Origin of the sequence: Aminobacter sp. AP02 (genome assembly GCF_003148805.1) — a bacterium.
GTDB lineage: Bacteria > Pseudomonadota > Alphaproteobacteria > Rhizobiales > Rhizobiaceae > Aminobacter.
Window position 1 is genome coordinate 282245 of sequence record NZ_QGGX01000002.1, and the last position, 15533, is coordinate 297777.

General features: G+C 61.2%; 13 protein-coding genes. 11 read left to right on the forward strand and 2 right to left on the reverse strand.

What is annotated here, in order from left to right; translation table 11 throughout:
* The first annotated feature begins 30 nt into the window (after positions 1 to 30).
* The 4 genes from atpD (at position 31) to C8K44_RS03320 (ending at position 6670) form a co-directional block, all read left to right on the forward strand.
* Positions 31 to 1578, forward strand: coding sequence for a F0F1 ATP synthase subunit beta (atpD, locus tag C8K44_RS03305; protein ID WP_109574318.1), 1548 nt, complete (start codon positions 31 to 33; stop codon positions 1576 to 1578).
* A 107-nt stretch (positions 1579 to 1685) separates the two neighbouring features.
* Entirely contained in the window at positions 1686 to 2084 is a 399-nt protein-coding gene (locus tag C8K44_RS03310) for a F0F1 ATP synthase subunit epsilon (RefSeq protein WP_109574319.1), read from the forward strand.
* 182 nt (positions 2085 to 2266) lie between these two features.
* Complete coding sequence (locus C8K44_RS03315) at positions 2267 to 3856, forward strand: site-specific DNA-methyltransferase (RefSeq protein ID WP_109574320.1); 1590 nt, start codon at positions 2267 to 2269, stop codon at positions 3854 to 3856.
* A gap of 39 nt (positions 3857 to 3895) precedes the next feature.
* Complete coding sequence (locus tag C8K44_RS03320) at positions 3896 to 6670, forward strand: DEAD/DEAH box helicase family protein (protein ID WP_109574321.1); 2775 nt, start codon at positions 3896 to 3898, stop codon at positions 6668 to 6670.
* Here the strand turns inward: C8K44_RS03320 and C8K44_RS03325 are convergent.
* Together C8K44_RS03325 and C8K44_RS03330 are read right to left on the reverse strand one after the other, a co-directional pair.
* Complete coding sequence (locus tag C8K44_RS03325; RefSeq protein WP_245417343.1) at positions 6558 to 7652, reverse strand: CaiB/BaiF CoA-transferase family protein; 1095 nt, start codon at positions 7650 to 7652, stop codon at positions 6558 to 6560. The genes C8K44_RS03320 and C8K44_RS03325 overlap by 113 nt on opposite strands.
* A 64-nt stretch (positions 7653 to 7716) precedes the next feature.
* Positions 7717 to 8310 carry an ankyrin repeat domain-containing protein gene (locus C8K44_RS03330; RefSeq protein ID WP_245417344.1) on the reverse strand — a complete coding sequence of 198 codons (594 nt, stop codon included), beginning with the start codon at positions 8308 to 8310 and terminating at the stop codon, positions 7717 to 7719.
* A gap of 273 nt (positions 8311 to 8583) precedes the next feature.
* Between C8K44_RS03330 and rfbA the strand changes: the two genes are divergently transcribed.
* From rfbA to C8K44_RS03365, 7 genes are all read left to right on the forward strand, one after another.
* Positions 8584 to 9465 (forward strand): glucose-1-phosphate thymidylyltransferase RfbA, encoded by an 882-nt coding sequence (gene rfbA / locus C8K44_RS03335; protein ID WP_109574324.1) that lies wholly within the window; start codon positions 8584 to 8586, stop codon positions 9463 to 9465.
* Positions 9458 to 10021 carry a dTDP-4-dehydrorhamnose 3,5-epimerase gene (gene rfbC, locus C8K44_RS03340; RefSeq protein ID WP_109574325.1) on the forward strand — a complete coding sequence of 188 codons (564 nt, stop codon included), beginning with the start codon at positions 9458 to 9460 and terminating at the stop codon, positions 10019 to 10021. The genes rfbA and rfbC overlap by 8 nt, the downstream gene beginning before the upstream one ends.
* Entirely contained in the window at positions 10018 to 11097 is a 1080-nt protein-coding gene (rfbB, locus tag C8K44_RS03345; RefSeq protein WP_245417345.1) for a dTDP-glucose 4,6-dehydratase, read from the forward strand. Before rfbC ends, rfbB begins: the two co-directional genes overlap by 4 nt.
* Positions 11094 to 11972 (forward strand): dTDP-4-dehydrorhamnose reductase, encoded by an 879-nt coding sequence (rfbD, locus tag C8K44_RS03350; protein ID WP_109574326.1) that lies wholly within the window; start codon positions 11094 to 11096, stop codon positions 11970 to 11972. The genes rfbB and rfbD overlap by 4 nt, the downstream gene beginning before the upstream one ends.
* Before the next feature lie 125 nt (positions 11973 to 12097).
* Positions 12098 to 12940, forward strand: a complete 843-nt coding sequence (locus C8K44_RS03355) for a glycosyltransferase family 2 protein (protein ID WP_109574327.1) — start codon at positions 12098 to 12100, stop codon at positions 12938 to 12940.
* The gene (locus C8K44_RS03360) at positions 12937 to 14217 is read left to right on the forward strand and encodes a glycoside hydrolase family 99-like domain-containing protein (RefSeq protein ID WP_109574328.1); all 1281 of its coding nucleotides are present in this window, start codon (positions 12937 to 12939) and stop codon (positions 14215 to 14217) included. Before C8K44_RS03355 ends, C8K44_RS03360 begins: the two co-directional genes overlap by 4 nt.
* A 124-nt stretch (positions 14218 to 14341) precedes the next feature.
* Positions 14342 to 15382: an ABC transporter substrate-binding protein gene (locus C8K44_RS03365; RefSeq protein ID WP_109574329.1), complete on the forward strand. Its 1041-nt coding sequence runs from the start codon at positions 14342 to 14344 to the stop codon at positions 15380 to 15382.
* Positions 15383 to 15533 lie beyond the last annotated feature (151 nt).

Consider the following 15533-nt stretch of genomic DNA (forward strand, 5'->3'; position numbering starts at 1 on the left):
AAACAACGAACGGACACAGAGGTTAGAACGATGGCTAAAGCAGCTACTCCGAAAGCCGCTCCGGCGGCGGAAAAGGCCCCGGCAGCAAAGAAGGCGGCGCCTGCCAAGGCAGCCGCTGCCAAGGTCGAAAAGTCGGCGGTCGTCGCCACGGGCGCCGGCCGCGTCTCGCAGGTCATCGGCGCCGTCGTCGACGTTCAGTTCGACGGCGAACTTCCGCCGATCCTGAACGCGCTCGAGACGATGAACGGCGACAACCGCCTGATCCTCGAAGTGGCTCAGCACCTCGGCGAAAACACCGTTCGCTGCATCGCCATGGATATTTCGGAAGGCCTCGTCCGTGGCCAGGCCGTTCGCGACACCGGTTCGCCGATCATGGTTCCGGTCGGCGACGAGACGCTCGGCCGCATCATGAACGTCATCGGCGAACCCGTCGACGAAGCCGGCCCGGTCAAGACCAAGTCGAAGCGCGCCATCCACCAGGAAGCGCCTGCCTATGTCGACCAGTCGACGGAAGCACAGATCCTCGTCACCGGCATCAAGGTGGTCGACCTGCTGGCACCTTACGCCCGCGGCGGCAAGATCGGCCTGTTCGGTGGTGCTGGCGTCGGCAAGACCGTTCTGATCCAGGAACTGATCAACAACGTCGCCAAGGCGCATGGTGGTTACTCGGTGTTCGCCGGCGTCGGCGAGCGCACCCGCGAGGGCAACGATCTCTATCACGAAATGATCGAGTCGGGCGTCAACAAGGACCCGCACGAAAACAACGGCTCGACTGAAGGCTCCAAGTGCGCCTTGGTGTTCGGCCAGATGAACGAGCCGCCTGGTGCGCGCGCCCGCGTCGCCCTGTCGGGCCTGACGATCGCCGAGCACTTCCGCGACCAGGGTCAGGACGTGCTGTTCTTCGTCGACAACATCTTCCGCTTCACCCAGGCGGGTTCGGAAGTGTCGGCTCTGCTCGGCCGTATTCCTTCTGCCGTGGGCTATCAGCCGACGCTGTCGACCGACATGGGCGCGATGCAGGAACGCATCACCACCACCAACAAGGGCTCGATCACCTCGGTGCAGGCAATTTACGTGCCCGCCGACGACTTGACCGATCCGGCGCCGGCAACCTCCTTCGCGCACCTTGACGCGACGACGGTTCTCAACCGCGCCATCTCGGAAAAGGGCATCTACCCGGCCGTGGATCCGCTCGACTCGACGTCGCGCATGCTCGATCCGCTGATCGTCGGCGAAGAGCACTACTCGGTCGCCCGTCGCGTTCAGGAAATCCTCCAGCGCTACAAGTCGCTGCAGGACATCATCGCCATCCTGGGCATGGACGAGCTGTCGGAAGAGGACAAGATCACGGTCGCCCGCGCCCGCAAGATCGAGCGCTTCCTGTCCCAGCCGTTCTTCGTCGCCGAAGTGTTCACCGGTTCGCCCGGCCAGCTGGTTCCGCTCGAAGACACGATCAAGAGCTTCAAGGGCCTGGTCGACGGCGAGTACGATCACCTGCCGGAAGCTGCCTTCTACATGGTCGGCGGCATCGACATGGCGATCGAGAAGGCCCAGCGCCTGGCTGCTGAAGCGGCATAATCAAAAAAGCAGCAGCGCGGGCCCCAAGGTCCGCGCTGTCGCGCCGATCACTGCCCGACTTTCGGGCAGCTCTGCTCGGAACTCCGTCCAAGCATTTGTGAGACACCATGGCTGAAGCTTTCAAATTCGAACTGGTCTCGCCCGAGCGTCTGCTCGTTTCGGAGCAGGTCGAGTCCGTCGTCATTCCGGGTGCGGAGGGCGAAATGACTGTCATGGCCAACCATGCGCCGGTCATGACCACGATCAAACCGGGTGTGGTGACAGTGAAGACCGTTGCCGGCAAGGAAGAGCGCTACGTCGTGTTCGGCGGTTTCGCCGACATCGTTCCGGCTGGCTGCACGCTGCTCGCTGAATCGGCAACGCCAGTCAAGGATATCGATCGCGCGGAATTGCTGCGTCGTATCCAGGAAGCGCGCGAGGACGTCTCGGACGCCAAGGAAGATCAGGCCCGCACCAAGGCGGAAGCCTATCTCAACCATCTGTCGACGCTGGAAGCCGCGATCTAAGGCTTTCTCGCCTGGGCGCAGTGTCCAGGTCAAAGTATGCTGAAGCCGCCGGTGAACCCGGCGGCTTTTTGCGTTTTTAGCCCCTTAGCTACCAGAGATTATGCAACATATTAGTGTAATGATGATTGACATACGCGTATAAATAGCATGCAATGCTCTAACAAACGCGGGGGAGAGGCAGGGTGCAATCGTCGGAACAGATCCGCAAACCGCGCCTGGAGCTCGTCTGGATCAACAAGGACAAGCGTCCGAAACTCGAGCCTCGCATTCTGCATGACGATCCCGACCGTTCATACCCGCGCCATGCGTCAGGCTACGAGAATCGTCTCATCTTCGGTGACAATCTCCTGGCCCTGAAAGCGCTGGAGCAGGAGTTCGGGGGCAAGGTCAAATGTTGTTTCATCGATCCACCGTACAATACCGGTAGCGCCTTTGAGCAGTATGACGACGGATTGGAGCATTCGCTCTGGCTTGGACTAATGCGGGACCGGCTTGAGTTGATTCGCAACCTGCTGACGCTGGACGGATCGTTGTGGATCGCGATCGACGACAATGAGGCGCATTATCTCAAGGTGATGTGCGACGAGATCTTTGGCCGGCGCAATTTCGTCGCAAATGTTGTCTGGCAAAAGCGGACCTTGCCGGATGCCCGGTTGCGCCTTGGGGGTGCTCACGACCACGTCCTGGTCTATGCGAAGGACTTGGCGCGGCTGGCGTTCAACAGGATTCGGCGAAGCGACAGCCAGCGAAAGGCGTTCAAGAACCCTGATGCGGATCCGCGAGGACCGTGGGCGTCTTCGGACTACTCGGCGCAAGGCTTTCGACCCAACCAGATGTACGAAATCGTGACACCGGGCGGTGCTGCTTACCGGCCGGCCGTGGGCACTTGCTGGAAGAATACCGAGGAGGTCTTTCGCGAGCTAGTCGCCGAAAACCGGATCTGGTTCGGCAAGGACCAGCTGGGTGTTCCTCGACGCAAGACCTTCCTGTCGGAGCACGAGGATGTGACGTCTTGGAGTTGGTGGGAGAATGAGGAGGTCGGGCACAATCAGGAAGCCAAGAAGGAAAGCATCGCGCTCTTTGGCGCGGACAATGCCTTTGCCACGCCCAAGCCGGAACGCCTGGTGAAGCGAATCTTGGAGATTGCGACCTGTACGGGAGATCTGGTCCTGGATTCGTTCGCTGGATCCGGAACCACCGGTGCCGTTGCACATAAGATGGGGCGGCGCTGGATCATGGTCGAACTCGGCGCGCATTGCCACAGCCATATCTTGCCGCGTCTACGCAAGGTGATCGACGGGACGGATGACGGCGGGGTCACCCGTTCTACCGGCTGGAAGGGTGGTGGCTCGTTCCAGTATTGCCGGCTGGCACCGTCACTGTTCGAGTACGATGCCCACGGGCGCCATGTCCTTTCACCCTTGTTCGATGACGAAATGCTCATCGAGGCAGTATGCAAGGCACTTGGTTTCACCCGCATGCCGAGGGATACGACCTATTGGCGGCATGGGTTTTCGACCGAGCGTGACTTCATCTATGTCACGCGCCGCGAGCTTTCGGCCTGCGACTTGAGGCAACTGAGCGAGGAGGTTGGGCCGGGCAATACCCTTCGCGTCATGTGCAGTGCGTTCAACTGGCCAGCGACCGGACGCTTGGACAATCTTGATGTTCGAAAAATCACCAGAGAGCTGGTGCAGCACTTCGATATGGGCTGCGACAACTACAGCTTTGCGCTGGCGTCAGGGAATGGCGTGCAGGCGGACGAGATCTAGGGGCCGATCGATACGGATAATGTTGGAGGCCTGGGAGGCATGTCCGAGCGGAATGTAGAGGCGATTGCCGAACGGATGCGACTGCGGGCGCCGCAAAGGCAGGCGCTCGCCATCCTAGCCCGCCTGACCAAACTGCTCCCGTTGCGCCATATCTCAGCAGGCGTGGCTTCCGACCTCCGCGACGCTCAGGCGGCAGTACAGGCATGCTATCCAGCCTTTGCAGGCTTTGACCGCAACTTTCCCAGTTTCTGCTTTGCGCTTGCCACCGGGGTTGGCAAGACACAATTGATGGGCGCGTCTATTGCCTATCTGCAGTCGCTGCACCGCTTCAGGAACTTCCTGATCGTAGCACCGAACGTGACAATCTACGAAAAATTGATCACCGACTTTGCGCCAACCAGCCCGGAGTACGTCCTCAAAGCTGTTCCTGATTTTGTCGTGTCCCCGCCCAGAGTGATCACGGCTGAAAATCTCGGGCAGGAGATCCGTCGCGGCAGCGGCCTTTTGACCCCGGCGATCTACATCTTCACCATCGCCAAGTTGAATGCCGATTTTCGTGGGGGCAGATATTCGAAGACCACGCGTTTCCGAGAAGAAATCGGCGAAAGCCCATACGACTATCTCTCCGGCCTCAAAGATCTGGTTCTGCTGATGGACGAGGCGCACTGCTATCGTGGCGCGGAGGGAGCGCGCACGCTAAATGCACTGCAGCCGATGCTCGGGCTCGAACTCACGGCAACACCATTCACAGGCAAGGCACCGAGCCGGCGCCCGTTCAAAAACGTCGTCTACGACTATCCGTTTGCGCAGGCCATGGTGGATGGCTTCGTCAAGGAGCCGTCGGTCGTCACCCGCGAGAACTTCAAAGCGGCCAACATGTCCCCCGAAGAGTGCGAGCGTCTCAAGCTAGACGATGCCATCCTTGTCCACGAAAACACCAAATCTGAACTGGTGACCTTTGCGCGGCAGACTGGGCGGGAGTTGATCAAGCCCATCATTCTGGTCCTTGCACGCGATACGTCGCACGCAGCTTCGCTGATGCGTTTGATTGCTTCCCAAGCGTTCTGTGATGGCCGCTATGCCGGCAAGGTCATCCAGGTCGATTCGAGCTTCAGGGAAGAAGAAACAATCAAACGGCTACTTGAGGTCGAGCGCACAGACGAGCCGACCGAGATTGTCATTCACGTCAACATGCTGGGCATAGGATGGGACGTCCGCAATCTCTACACCATCGTGCCGCTGCGGGCGGGGCATTCTTGGACACTGGTGGTGCAGGCCGTGGGACGCGGCTCGCGTCTCCCCTATGGGAAGCGCACCGGCGTTGCGGCGATAGACCGGCTGAACATTGTCGCACATGACCGCTTTCAGGAGTTCGTCGATGAGGCTCGGCGTCCCGGCTCACCTTTCCAGTTGCGCGAAGTTGTCGTTGCCGACGGTGCTTTTACACCAGGTCCTGCGACGGTCGTGTGCGAACCAAACCTGATTGCAGGACTTGGTTTGGGCGAAGGCGAGGCGGCTGAAAGGATACGGGTACGATTCTCGGATGCTGAACGGCCCTATCTGCAATTGATCCTGCGAGCTATCGGCGAGCTCGAAGTCGAACTCGATACCGTCGCCTGCATTCAAGACCTCAACCATCCGTCTGTTCGGCTCATCTTGCGCGACAAGGTTCGCCGCATGCGTCCGCTGCAGGAACACTGCCAGCTCGACCTTGAAGGTTTGATCGAAAGGGTTGTCGGCGACGTCGTCGAGCACTCAATCGGCATACCCAGAATTGTGCCGACAGACCGCCAGCAGGCCGCATTTTCGTATCAGCACTTCAAGTTGGACGTGAGCGTGCTGCCCAACGATGTGCCGAGCGAGGCGCTGTGGCTTGCGCATTTGCGGACAGGGACTGTCGAACGCATCGGCATGCCGCCAGTCATGCATATGAAGACCGGAAGTGCCAAGGATGACCTTGTAGACCTGCTGGCAGAGTTGGATTGCGTCGCTTATGACCTCCACGCCGATCTGCTCTATGACCTCGCTGGCCAATACGTGCGACATTTGCGGACGAGGTTATCCGAAGACGAATTGCGCGGGCTCTTGAACCTGAGGGGCGGTGAGATCGCCCGCGCCATACAGGGGCAAATGCAACAGCATCGCCGAGAGTGCGAGACGCCAAGCGTCAATCTGCAAATCACGCGAGCCTTCACCGCCTTGCGTGCTGTCAGCTTCACCGCCGCTGCTGGGGAAGCACCTGTCGACTACCGCTCGCCGCCGGACAAGACCAATATCGCGCGTCTTTACTTTACCGGCTTCAGTCGGTGTCTTTACCGGTTCCAGAAATTCGACTCCGATGCCGAGCGAAGGATGGCCGTCATCGTTGATCGAGATGCGAACAAGTGGATGCGGCCCGCATGGAACCAGTTGCAACTCGTCTACAGGCTGGGAGCCAACGAGGCGCAGTATGTACCTGACTTCGTCGCGGAAACGGACGCGCAGCTGCTGATCATCGAAATCAAGGCGACGAGGAGCATGGATGACGCCGACGTTCGCGCCAAGCGCGATGCTGCCGTGGCATGGTGTGCGTTTGCGAGCGATCATGCACAACAGCATGGCGGAAAGCCGTGGCGCTATGTTCTTGTGCCGCACTGCGATGTTGCGGAGAATAGGACCCTGATGGGGTTGGTCAGAGCTTACGACCAGGCCGACGCCTGCGCTATTTGCCCGTCCAAGCTTGGATCGCGTCGGCCAGCGATAGCAGGTCGCGAGGACGGGCGCGCGCTTGTGTCGGTGTCGCGGAAAAGCGCGGTGCAGGAGCCGGCTGAGTGATGCCGTCGAGCTCGACGAAGCTCTGCCGGGCGACAAGATGCGGATGTTCTGCCGCCTCGTAGAGGTCGAGCACCGGCGAAACGCAGGCGTCGGAATGTTCAAGCAAGGCCAGCCATTCAGTGCTTTTGCGGGTGCGGATCAGCGTTGCGATGTTATCGCGAAGGGCTGGCCAGTTGCGTGGGTCCGCGCGCAGAAGGTGCGCATCTTCGCTCAGGCCGATCGCCTCGCGAAACAGCTCGAAGAATTGCGGCTCGATCGGTCCAACGGCGATATGCACGCCATCTGCGCATTCATAGGTGCCGTAGTAGGGGGCGCCGCCGTCAAGCAGATTGGCCTCGCGCTCAGCTCTCCAATGCCCTGCGGCAGCCATGTCATGGGCCATGGTCATCAGCTGAATGGTGCCGTCGCAGATCGCACTGTCCACCACTTGCCCGGTTCCGTTGCGTTGCGCGCAAACAAGTGCCGCCAGCATGCCACTGACAAGGAACATCGCGCCGCCGCCGAAGTCGCCGACAAGGTTGAGCGGCGGCAACGGCCGCTCGGCAGGCCCGATCGCGGCGAGCGCGCCTGTGATCGCGATGAAGTTGATGTCGTGACCGGCTTGAGCTGACAATGGCCCAGACTGGCCCCAACCGGTCATGCGGCCGTAGACGAGGCGAGGATTGCGCTCGAACAGCGGCTCCGGACCAAGCCCAAGCCGTTCCATGACGCCCGGCCGGAACCCTTCGATGAGTGCATCGGCATGATCGACCAGTTTTCGCACCGCCTCGACGTCGCCGGGGCTTTTCAGATCGGCCTCAACCGTAGGCCGTCCACGTCCGGAAATGGGGTCAGGGAGAGCCGGCGTCGCGCCTGGCCGGGCTATACGGATGACGTCCGCGCCCATGTCGGCGAATTGCATGGCGGCGAACGGAGCCGGGCCGAGGCCGATGAATTCGACGATGCGGATACCCGCGAGCGGACCCTTTGCCGGTTCTTGCACGACGCTCCTTTCCTGTTCAGGCGACTGCGGCCGCAGGCGTTGATAGCTTCGTATACCCAGGCTCCTACCGCGCGCCGGCGGCGACCAGGATTTTTTCGATGTCGCCGAAGCCATGCTTGCGCGCGTTTTGAAGCGGCGTCACACCTTCGCCGTCGGCGAGGTTGACGTCCGCGCCCGCATCGACGAGCAGCTTGACGATCGCAACGTGGCGAGGGCCGCCGTCGCCGAGTACGATGGCTTCCAGCAGGGCCGTCCAGTTGAGGTTGTTGACATGGTCTACGTCGACGCCGGCCTCAATCAGAGCGCGCACGGTTTCAACATGGCCGCGTTCGGCGGCCGGGATAAGGGCCGTGCCACCATAACGGTTGGTGCTCTTGAGATCGGCGCCATGCACAAGCGTCATGCGCAGGATTTCCAGATGGCCGCGAGCGCCGGCATAGAGGTAGGGGCTGTCGCTGATGGCGTCTTTGGCGTTGACGTCCGCGCCTGCGTCGATCAGCACCTTTGCAGCCTCGACCTGATTGGCATGGGTAGCGACCAGAAGTGCGGTGCGACCGCTCTGGTCGCGGGCGTCGATGCTGACGCCTTTGGCCAGAAGCTTCTGGATAGCGGGTACGTCGCCCTCCGCCGACATTGCGTGCAGTTCGCGTTCGAGCATTTCATCTCCAGCTGCAGGGGAAATCCACGCAACGACAGCGAGGAACACAAGATAAGCATAAGTAGGTAAAGCCTGAGTCATATTGGTGCCTTTCAATGCGCAGGGCCAGTCCAGGATCGGAGGCGGACTGTTATTCCCCACCTATTGTCTGATGAACCCAAATCCGCGCACCATTGTGGCCGAGGTGTGTGGTGTCTTGTTTGCCGCGGCCATACGGTCTATTGCAAAAGTCAGCCGGACGGGGGTCAAGGCAACGAGATCGGGAATCCAAAATTGAAGGGCATCATACTAGCCGGTGGTAGTGGCACGAGGCTCTACCCAGCCACGCTCGCGGTTTCCAAGCAGATCCTGCCGATCTACGACAAGCCGATGATCTATTACCCGCTCGGCGTTCTGATGCTGGCGGGGATCCGCGACATCCTGATCATCTCGACGCCGCGCGATCTGCCGCAGTTCCAGCAGCTTTTGGGCGACGGCTCGGCCTTTGGCGTGTCGTTTTCTTATGCCGCGCAGCCACAGCCCAACGGGCTCGCCGAAGCCTTCATCATCGGGCGCGAGTTCGTCGGCAACAGTGCGGTGGCACTGATCCTGGGCGACAACATCTTTTACGGCGACGGGCTTTCCGAGCGCTGCCGCACAGCGGTGGGCCGCGAAAGCGGCGCTTCGGTGTTTGCCTACCAGGTCGAGGATCCGCAGCGCTACGGCGTTGTCAGCTTCGACAAGGCGACCCAGCAGGCGCTGACGATCGAAGAAAAGCCGGTTGAGCCGAAGTCGAACTGGGCGGTCACCGGGCTTTATTTCTATGACAATTCGGTCGTCGACATCGCCGCGTCGATCAAGCCGTCGCCGCGTGGCGAACTCGAGATCACCGACGTCAACCGCACCTATCTTGACCAGGGCAAGCTGCATGTGGTGCGGCTGGGCCGCGGTTATGCCTGGCTCGACACCGGAACCCACGACAGCCTGCACGACGCCTCGTCCTTCGTGCGCACGATCGAACATCGCCAGGGCATCAAGATCATGTGTCCCGAAGAGATCGGCTTTGAACTGGGCTGGCTCAGCGACGACGAGGTGCTGCGCCGGGCCGCCTCGCTCGGCAAGACCGAGTATGCGCGTTATCTCGAACGCCGCGTCAGGGAGATTTCCCATGGTTGAGGTGCGCAAGCTTGGCCTGGACGGAGTCTTCGAGATCCGGCCGGCCAAATTCGAAGACGAGCGCGGCTTCTTTTCCGAGACCTGGAACGCCGAGAAGCTTGCCTCTGCCGGCATCGACGTCGACTTCGTCCAGGACAACCAGTCGTTTTCGCGGGCGCGCGGGGTCATGCGCGGCTTGCATTTCCAGACGCCGCCCTTCGCCCAGGACAAGCTGGTGCGGGTGCTCAGCGGCTCGATCTTCGATGTCGCCGTCGATATCCGCAAGGGTTCGCCAAGCTATGGCAAATGGGTCGGGCTGACGCTGTCCGGCAAGGACTGGAACCAGATCCTGGTGCCCAAGGGGTTCGCGCATGGTTTCGTCACGCTCGAGCCCGACACCGAGGTCGTCTACAAGGTGTCGGCGCCCTATTCGCAGCCGCATGACCGCTCGATCCGCTTTGACGACCCCGACATTGCGGTTGACTGGCCGGTGCCAACAGCTGAAATGACCCTGTCGGCGAAGGATGCTGCGGCACCCTTGCTGGCTGAAGTCGAAACCGGATTTGTCTATTCGTGAAGCAAGCTGTCCAAACTGTTCTGGTCACCGGCGGTGCCGGTTTCATCGGTTCGGCCGTCTGCCGCCATCTGGCCGGCACCGGCAACTACCGTGTCGTCAACCTCGACAAGCTGACCTATGCCGGCAACCTGACCTCGCTGCGCGATCTCGACGGCAATCCGAACTATGCCTTTTACCACGCCGACATCTGCGACACCGACACGGTGCGCAAGATCCTGGCCGACGAGAAGATCGAACTGGTGATGCATCTGGCGGCCGAAAGCCATGTCGACCGCTCGATCGACGGGCCGATGGCTTTTGTCACCACCAATGTCGTGGGCACCGCAAGCCTTTTGTCGGCCGTGCTCGACCATTGGCGTGGCCTTAGCGACGAGGCGCGCAGGCGCTTCCGCTTCCATCACGTTTCGACCGACGAGGTTTTCGGCGACCTGCCCTTCGATTCCGGCGTCTTCACCGAGGAATCGCCCTACAAGCCGTCATCGCCCTATTCGGCCTCGAAGGCGGCATCCGATCATTTCGTTCGCGCCTGGCACGAGACCTACGGACTGCCGGTGGTGCTGTCCAACTGCTCCAACAATTACGGACCTTATCATTTCCCCGAAAAGCTGATCCCGCTGGTCATTGCCAATGCGCTGGACGAGCAGCCGCTGCCGGTCTACGGCAAGGGCGCCAATGTGCGTGACTGGCTGTTTGTCGAAGACCACGCCAAGGCGCTGGAAGCGGTGATGACCAGGGGCCGGGTTGGCGAAAGCTACAACATCGGCGGCCGCGCCGAGCGCACCAATCTTGAGGTCGTTGAGACCATCTGCGCCCTGCTCGACGCGCGCCGGCCACGGGCTGGCGGTCAATCCCATCTCGACCTCATCACCTATGTCACCGACCGCCCGGGCCATGACCGCCGTTATGCCATCGACCCGACCAAGAGCGAAAAGGAGCTCGGCTGGACGCCCGAGGAAACCTTCGAGACCGGCCTTGCCAGGACCATCGACTGGTATCTGGCCAATGGCTGGTGGTGGCGGCCGATCCGAACACAGCGCTTCGACGGCACCCGCCAGGGACTGGTCGGCGCCAAGTGAAGATCCTGGTCACCGGAACGTCGGGCCAACTGGCCCGCTCGCTCAGCGAGCAGGCAAAGGGGCAGGCCGAGATCGTGCTTGTCGGGCGGCCCGATCTCGACCTTGAAAATCTCGCGACCTTCGCGCCGGTCCTGAAATCGGTCGCCCCCGACATGGTGATCAATGCGGCGGCGCATACCGGCGTCGACCAGCAGGAGGACGAGCCCGAGCGGGCCTTTCGCCTCAACGCCGAGGCGCCCGCAGACCTTGCGCGGCTGACCAGGCTCGCCGGCATTCCGCTGATCCAGGTCTCCACCGACTATGTCTTCGACGGCAGCTCTGCGCGCCCCTATGTCGAGACCGACTTGCCCAATCCGCAGACCGTCTATGGTCGCAGCAAACTTGCCGGCGAAGACGCGGTGCGCAGCGGCAATCCCGATCATCTGATCGTCCGCACCGCCTGGGTGGTCAGCCGCCATGGCCGCAATTTCGTCAAGACGATGTTGTCATTGGCAGCGACCCGCGATCACCTCAAGGTGGTAGCCGACCAGTTCGGCAACCCGACCGAAGCCCATGATCTGGCCGACGGTCTGTTGGCAGCGGCAACGCTTTGGCGCCGCGAAGGCGGCTTTCCCAAAGGCCTCTACCATCTCGCCGGCCAAGGCCGGGCAAGCTGGCATGAACTGGCAAGCCACGTGTTGGCGGTCAGCGCCTCGCTTGGCGGACCGTCGGCTACGGTCGAGCCGGTCGGCAGCGACCAATGGCCGGCCAAGGCCGCGCGTCCGGCAAACTCGGAACTCAATTCGGACGCCTTCGCCAGCGACTTCGGCTATCGCGCCGGTCAGTGGAAAGACAGGGTGCGAGCATTGGTGGTGGAGTTGAGGGCCAGCACTTGAGCTGTCACCAAGATTGACATTGCCGATTTCCCGGACAATTTGGCTTGGATGTGAGCTGTTTGAGGCGTTGGATTGGCGGCGTCGACTGCCGAACGCGGCGCATATGGAGCGAAGCTGACTAGCGCATGAAGATAGATGTCGATCTGGTTGTCGTTACCCATAACAGTGGGCGCGTAATGGGCGCATTCATGAGAAGCGTTCCCGATTGCGTGAATGTCATTGTTGCCGATAACGCCAGTTCTGACGATTCAGTCGCGCTTGCGTCCGCCAGTGGGGCGACGGTGGTCGAAATCGGCAACAACATCGGCTACGGCGGTGCCTGCAATGTCGGTGCAGCTGCCGGCACCGCGACGTTCCTGCTCTTTGTCAATCCTGACCTCAGGATCAAAGCCGGTGCCGTCGAGGCGCTAGTCTCTGCTGCCAATGCCTATCCCAATGCCGCGTTCAATCCGCAGTTTTTTTCCGGAGCGCGGCGGAGGTTCAAGCGCTGGTCGAGGCTGCTGCCGCAATCGGAGTCCTGGCGCGGAGCGCCGCCTCAAGGTGATTGCATCATCCCGGTTCTGCACGGCGCCTGTATTTTCATTCGCCGCGAACATTTCGAGCAGATCGGTGGCTTCGACCGGGAAATCTTCCTGTTTCACGAAGACGATGACCTCAGTCTGCGGCTGCGTCAGGCCGGCATCGAGTTGCAACTCGCCGCGAAAGCTGTTGTCGACCATGCGGAAGGGAACTCCAGCGCGCGCTCGATCGAGTCCGGCCGGATCAAGGGCGAGGCCATGGGCCGCTCGCTGGTCTATGTCATGAACAAGCATAAGCGCCCGCTGGATCTGCCTGCAGAGCGCTACCGCACGCGGCTGAGATTGCTGATGCCACATGTGCTGTTCAATAAGGCGCGCCGTGCCAAGCTCCAAGGATTCATGCGCGGGCTGAACGGCGACCCCATCGGTAACTTTGGAAAACATTCATGAATGCTCAGTCTGGCGCACCGTGGCGCGAGAAGCCCTCAGTGCTGCGCAGGCTGTGGACGGCACTTCGCGGGGCTGCGAAATCCGCGACCGCCAACCGGCCGGCGGCCAGCAGCCTCTACGACTGCTACGTCGACAACGCGCAGGCGAACTATCCGCCATCGGACTATGTGCCGATCGCCAGCAAAGGGCCATCGCCCGTCGATGTGCGCCTGATCGCCTACTACCTGCCGCAATTCCATCCAATCCCGGAAAACGACGAGTGGTGGGGCAAGGGTTTTACCGAGTGGCGCAATGTCGCGCGTGCATTCCCGGTCTTTGAGGGGCATTATCAGCCGCGTCTGCCAGGCGAACTGGGCTATTACGACCTGCGCGTGCCCGAGGTCATGCAGCGGCAGGTGGAACTTGCCAAGCTGTATGGCATCTCGGCCTTTTGCTTCCACTTTTATTGGTTTGGCGGCAAGCGCCTGCTTGAAGGTCCGCTTGATCATTACCTGCAAACAGCTGACCTCGATCTGCCATTCTGCCTGTGCTGGGCCAACGAGCCCTGGTCGCGGCGCTGGTCGGGACGTGAGCAAGACCTGCTCATGGCGCAAACACATTCAGCCGAAGACGATGTCGCTGTCATTCGCGGCCTCGACAGATATTTCCGTGACCCACGCTATCTGAAGATCGACGGAAAGCCGGTTTTCACGGTTTATCGCGCGAGCCTGTTTCCCGACCTCAAGGCGACTATAGCGCGCTGGCGTGGCGAAATGGAGCGGTTGGGATATCCGGGCATCTATCTCATCGCGACGAATGCCTTCGACTTCGCTGACCATGCGGAGTCTGGCTTTGATGCCTTGTCGGAGTTTCCTCCGCACGGTGTTAGGACACCGAACATCGAAAGCAGCCTGGCGGTTTCGGCGATCAAGAAAGGCGGGCGAATCCGTCTCTATCCAGACGTCGTGGCGGCCGAAAAGGCCGCGCCGGCCGCTGCTGGGGTGGTTCACCCAGGTGTGATGCCGTGCTGGGACAACAGTGCCCGTCGGCCGACGTCGGCCCAGATCTACCACGGGTCGACGCCTGCCTTGTTTCAGGATTGGCTTGGACACGCGATGCTGCGGGCCAGGGCCAATCCCGCAGCTGAGCGGATGGTGTTCCTCAATGCCTGGAACGAGTGGGGCGAGGGGGCGTATCTAGAGCCCGACATGAGATATGGCTATGCGTATCTCGACGCCTGCGCGTCGGCCGTCAGAGCTTATGCGGCGCAGACCGGCGACGACACGAAAACTGGCTGAGCTTGGCCCACAATGATGTGCGCTGCACAACATTTGGAGTTGCGCCCTAGCTGCTGCGAAAATAGGCTCAACCGTCCCTCGGTGCGCCTCCTGGCGCCAGGGCGTCAAACAACAGAGGCTTTCCATGACACGATTTCACACCCTTCTCGCGGCTGGCGTTGCCGGCCTCGCGACGGCGCTCGTCGCCGCACCGGCCCTCGCCCAGGGCAAGACGCTGACCATCTCCTGGTGGGGCTTCAACGGCGACAAGCTCGATGAGTACATCATCAAGCCGTTCAAGGAGAAATGTGGCTGCGAGGTCGTGTTCGAGACCGGCAACAATGCCGACCGCCTCAACAAGATCAAGATCCGCAATGGCGAGGGCGTCGACGTCGCCTACTTCACCGACGCCTATTCGCAGATCGGCATCAAGGAAGGCCTGTTCCAGCCCATCGACAAGTCGAAGGTGCCGAACCTCGAAGGCCTCTACGACATCGCCAAGGCACCGCAGGGCGAGTACGGCCCGGCCTACACCATCGGCCGCGTCGGCGTGATCTATGACAGCGCCAAGGTCAAGGCGCCGATCACCTCGTGGAACGACCTCTGGAAGGAAGACTTCAAGGCCTCGCTGTCGCTGCCGGGCATCACCACCACCGCCGGCCCGATGGCCGTGATGGTGGCTGGCACCCATGCCGGCGTCGACGCCTTCGCCGACGCAGACGCCGCCTTCAAGGCGATCGAGGATCTCAAGCCGAACGTCGTCAAGAACTACAACACCGGTTCCGAACTGGTGAACCTGTTCTCGACCGGCGAGATCTCGGCGGCCATCGCGCAGGACTTCACGCTGGCCCAGATCCAGGCCGCCGTGCCGACCGCCGCTTGGGCCAACCTGTCGGATGGCGCCATCGCCACGTTGAACACCATCAACATCCCCAAGGGCGCTGCCAACGTCGAGCTCGCCCATGAGTTCATCAACTTTGTGCTGTCGAAGGAAGTCCAGCAGAAGACCGCCGAGAACGGTGTTGATGCGCCGGTCGTCAAGGCGGTCGAGCTGACCCCTGAGCAGGCCAAGCTGTGGACCTACGGCGCCGACATGATCGCTTCGCTGAAGCAGGTCGATTACGAGAAGATGAACACGGCCAAGACCGAGTGGGTCGATCGCTGGAACGAAGTGTTCGGCATGTAAGACTGCGGAAGGAGGGGCCTCGCGCCCCTCCTTTTTTCTGTGCGTTTCCGGTGGCATCCGCCCCAATTTCCGCCTTGCATCTCACTTTGCGGCAATCTGCACCTTTCGCGATTGGTCAATGAAGGCTAGCAAGCTCGCAAGTGCCGCCGCC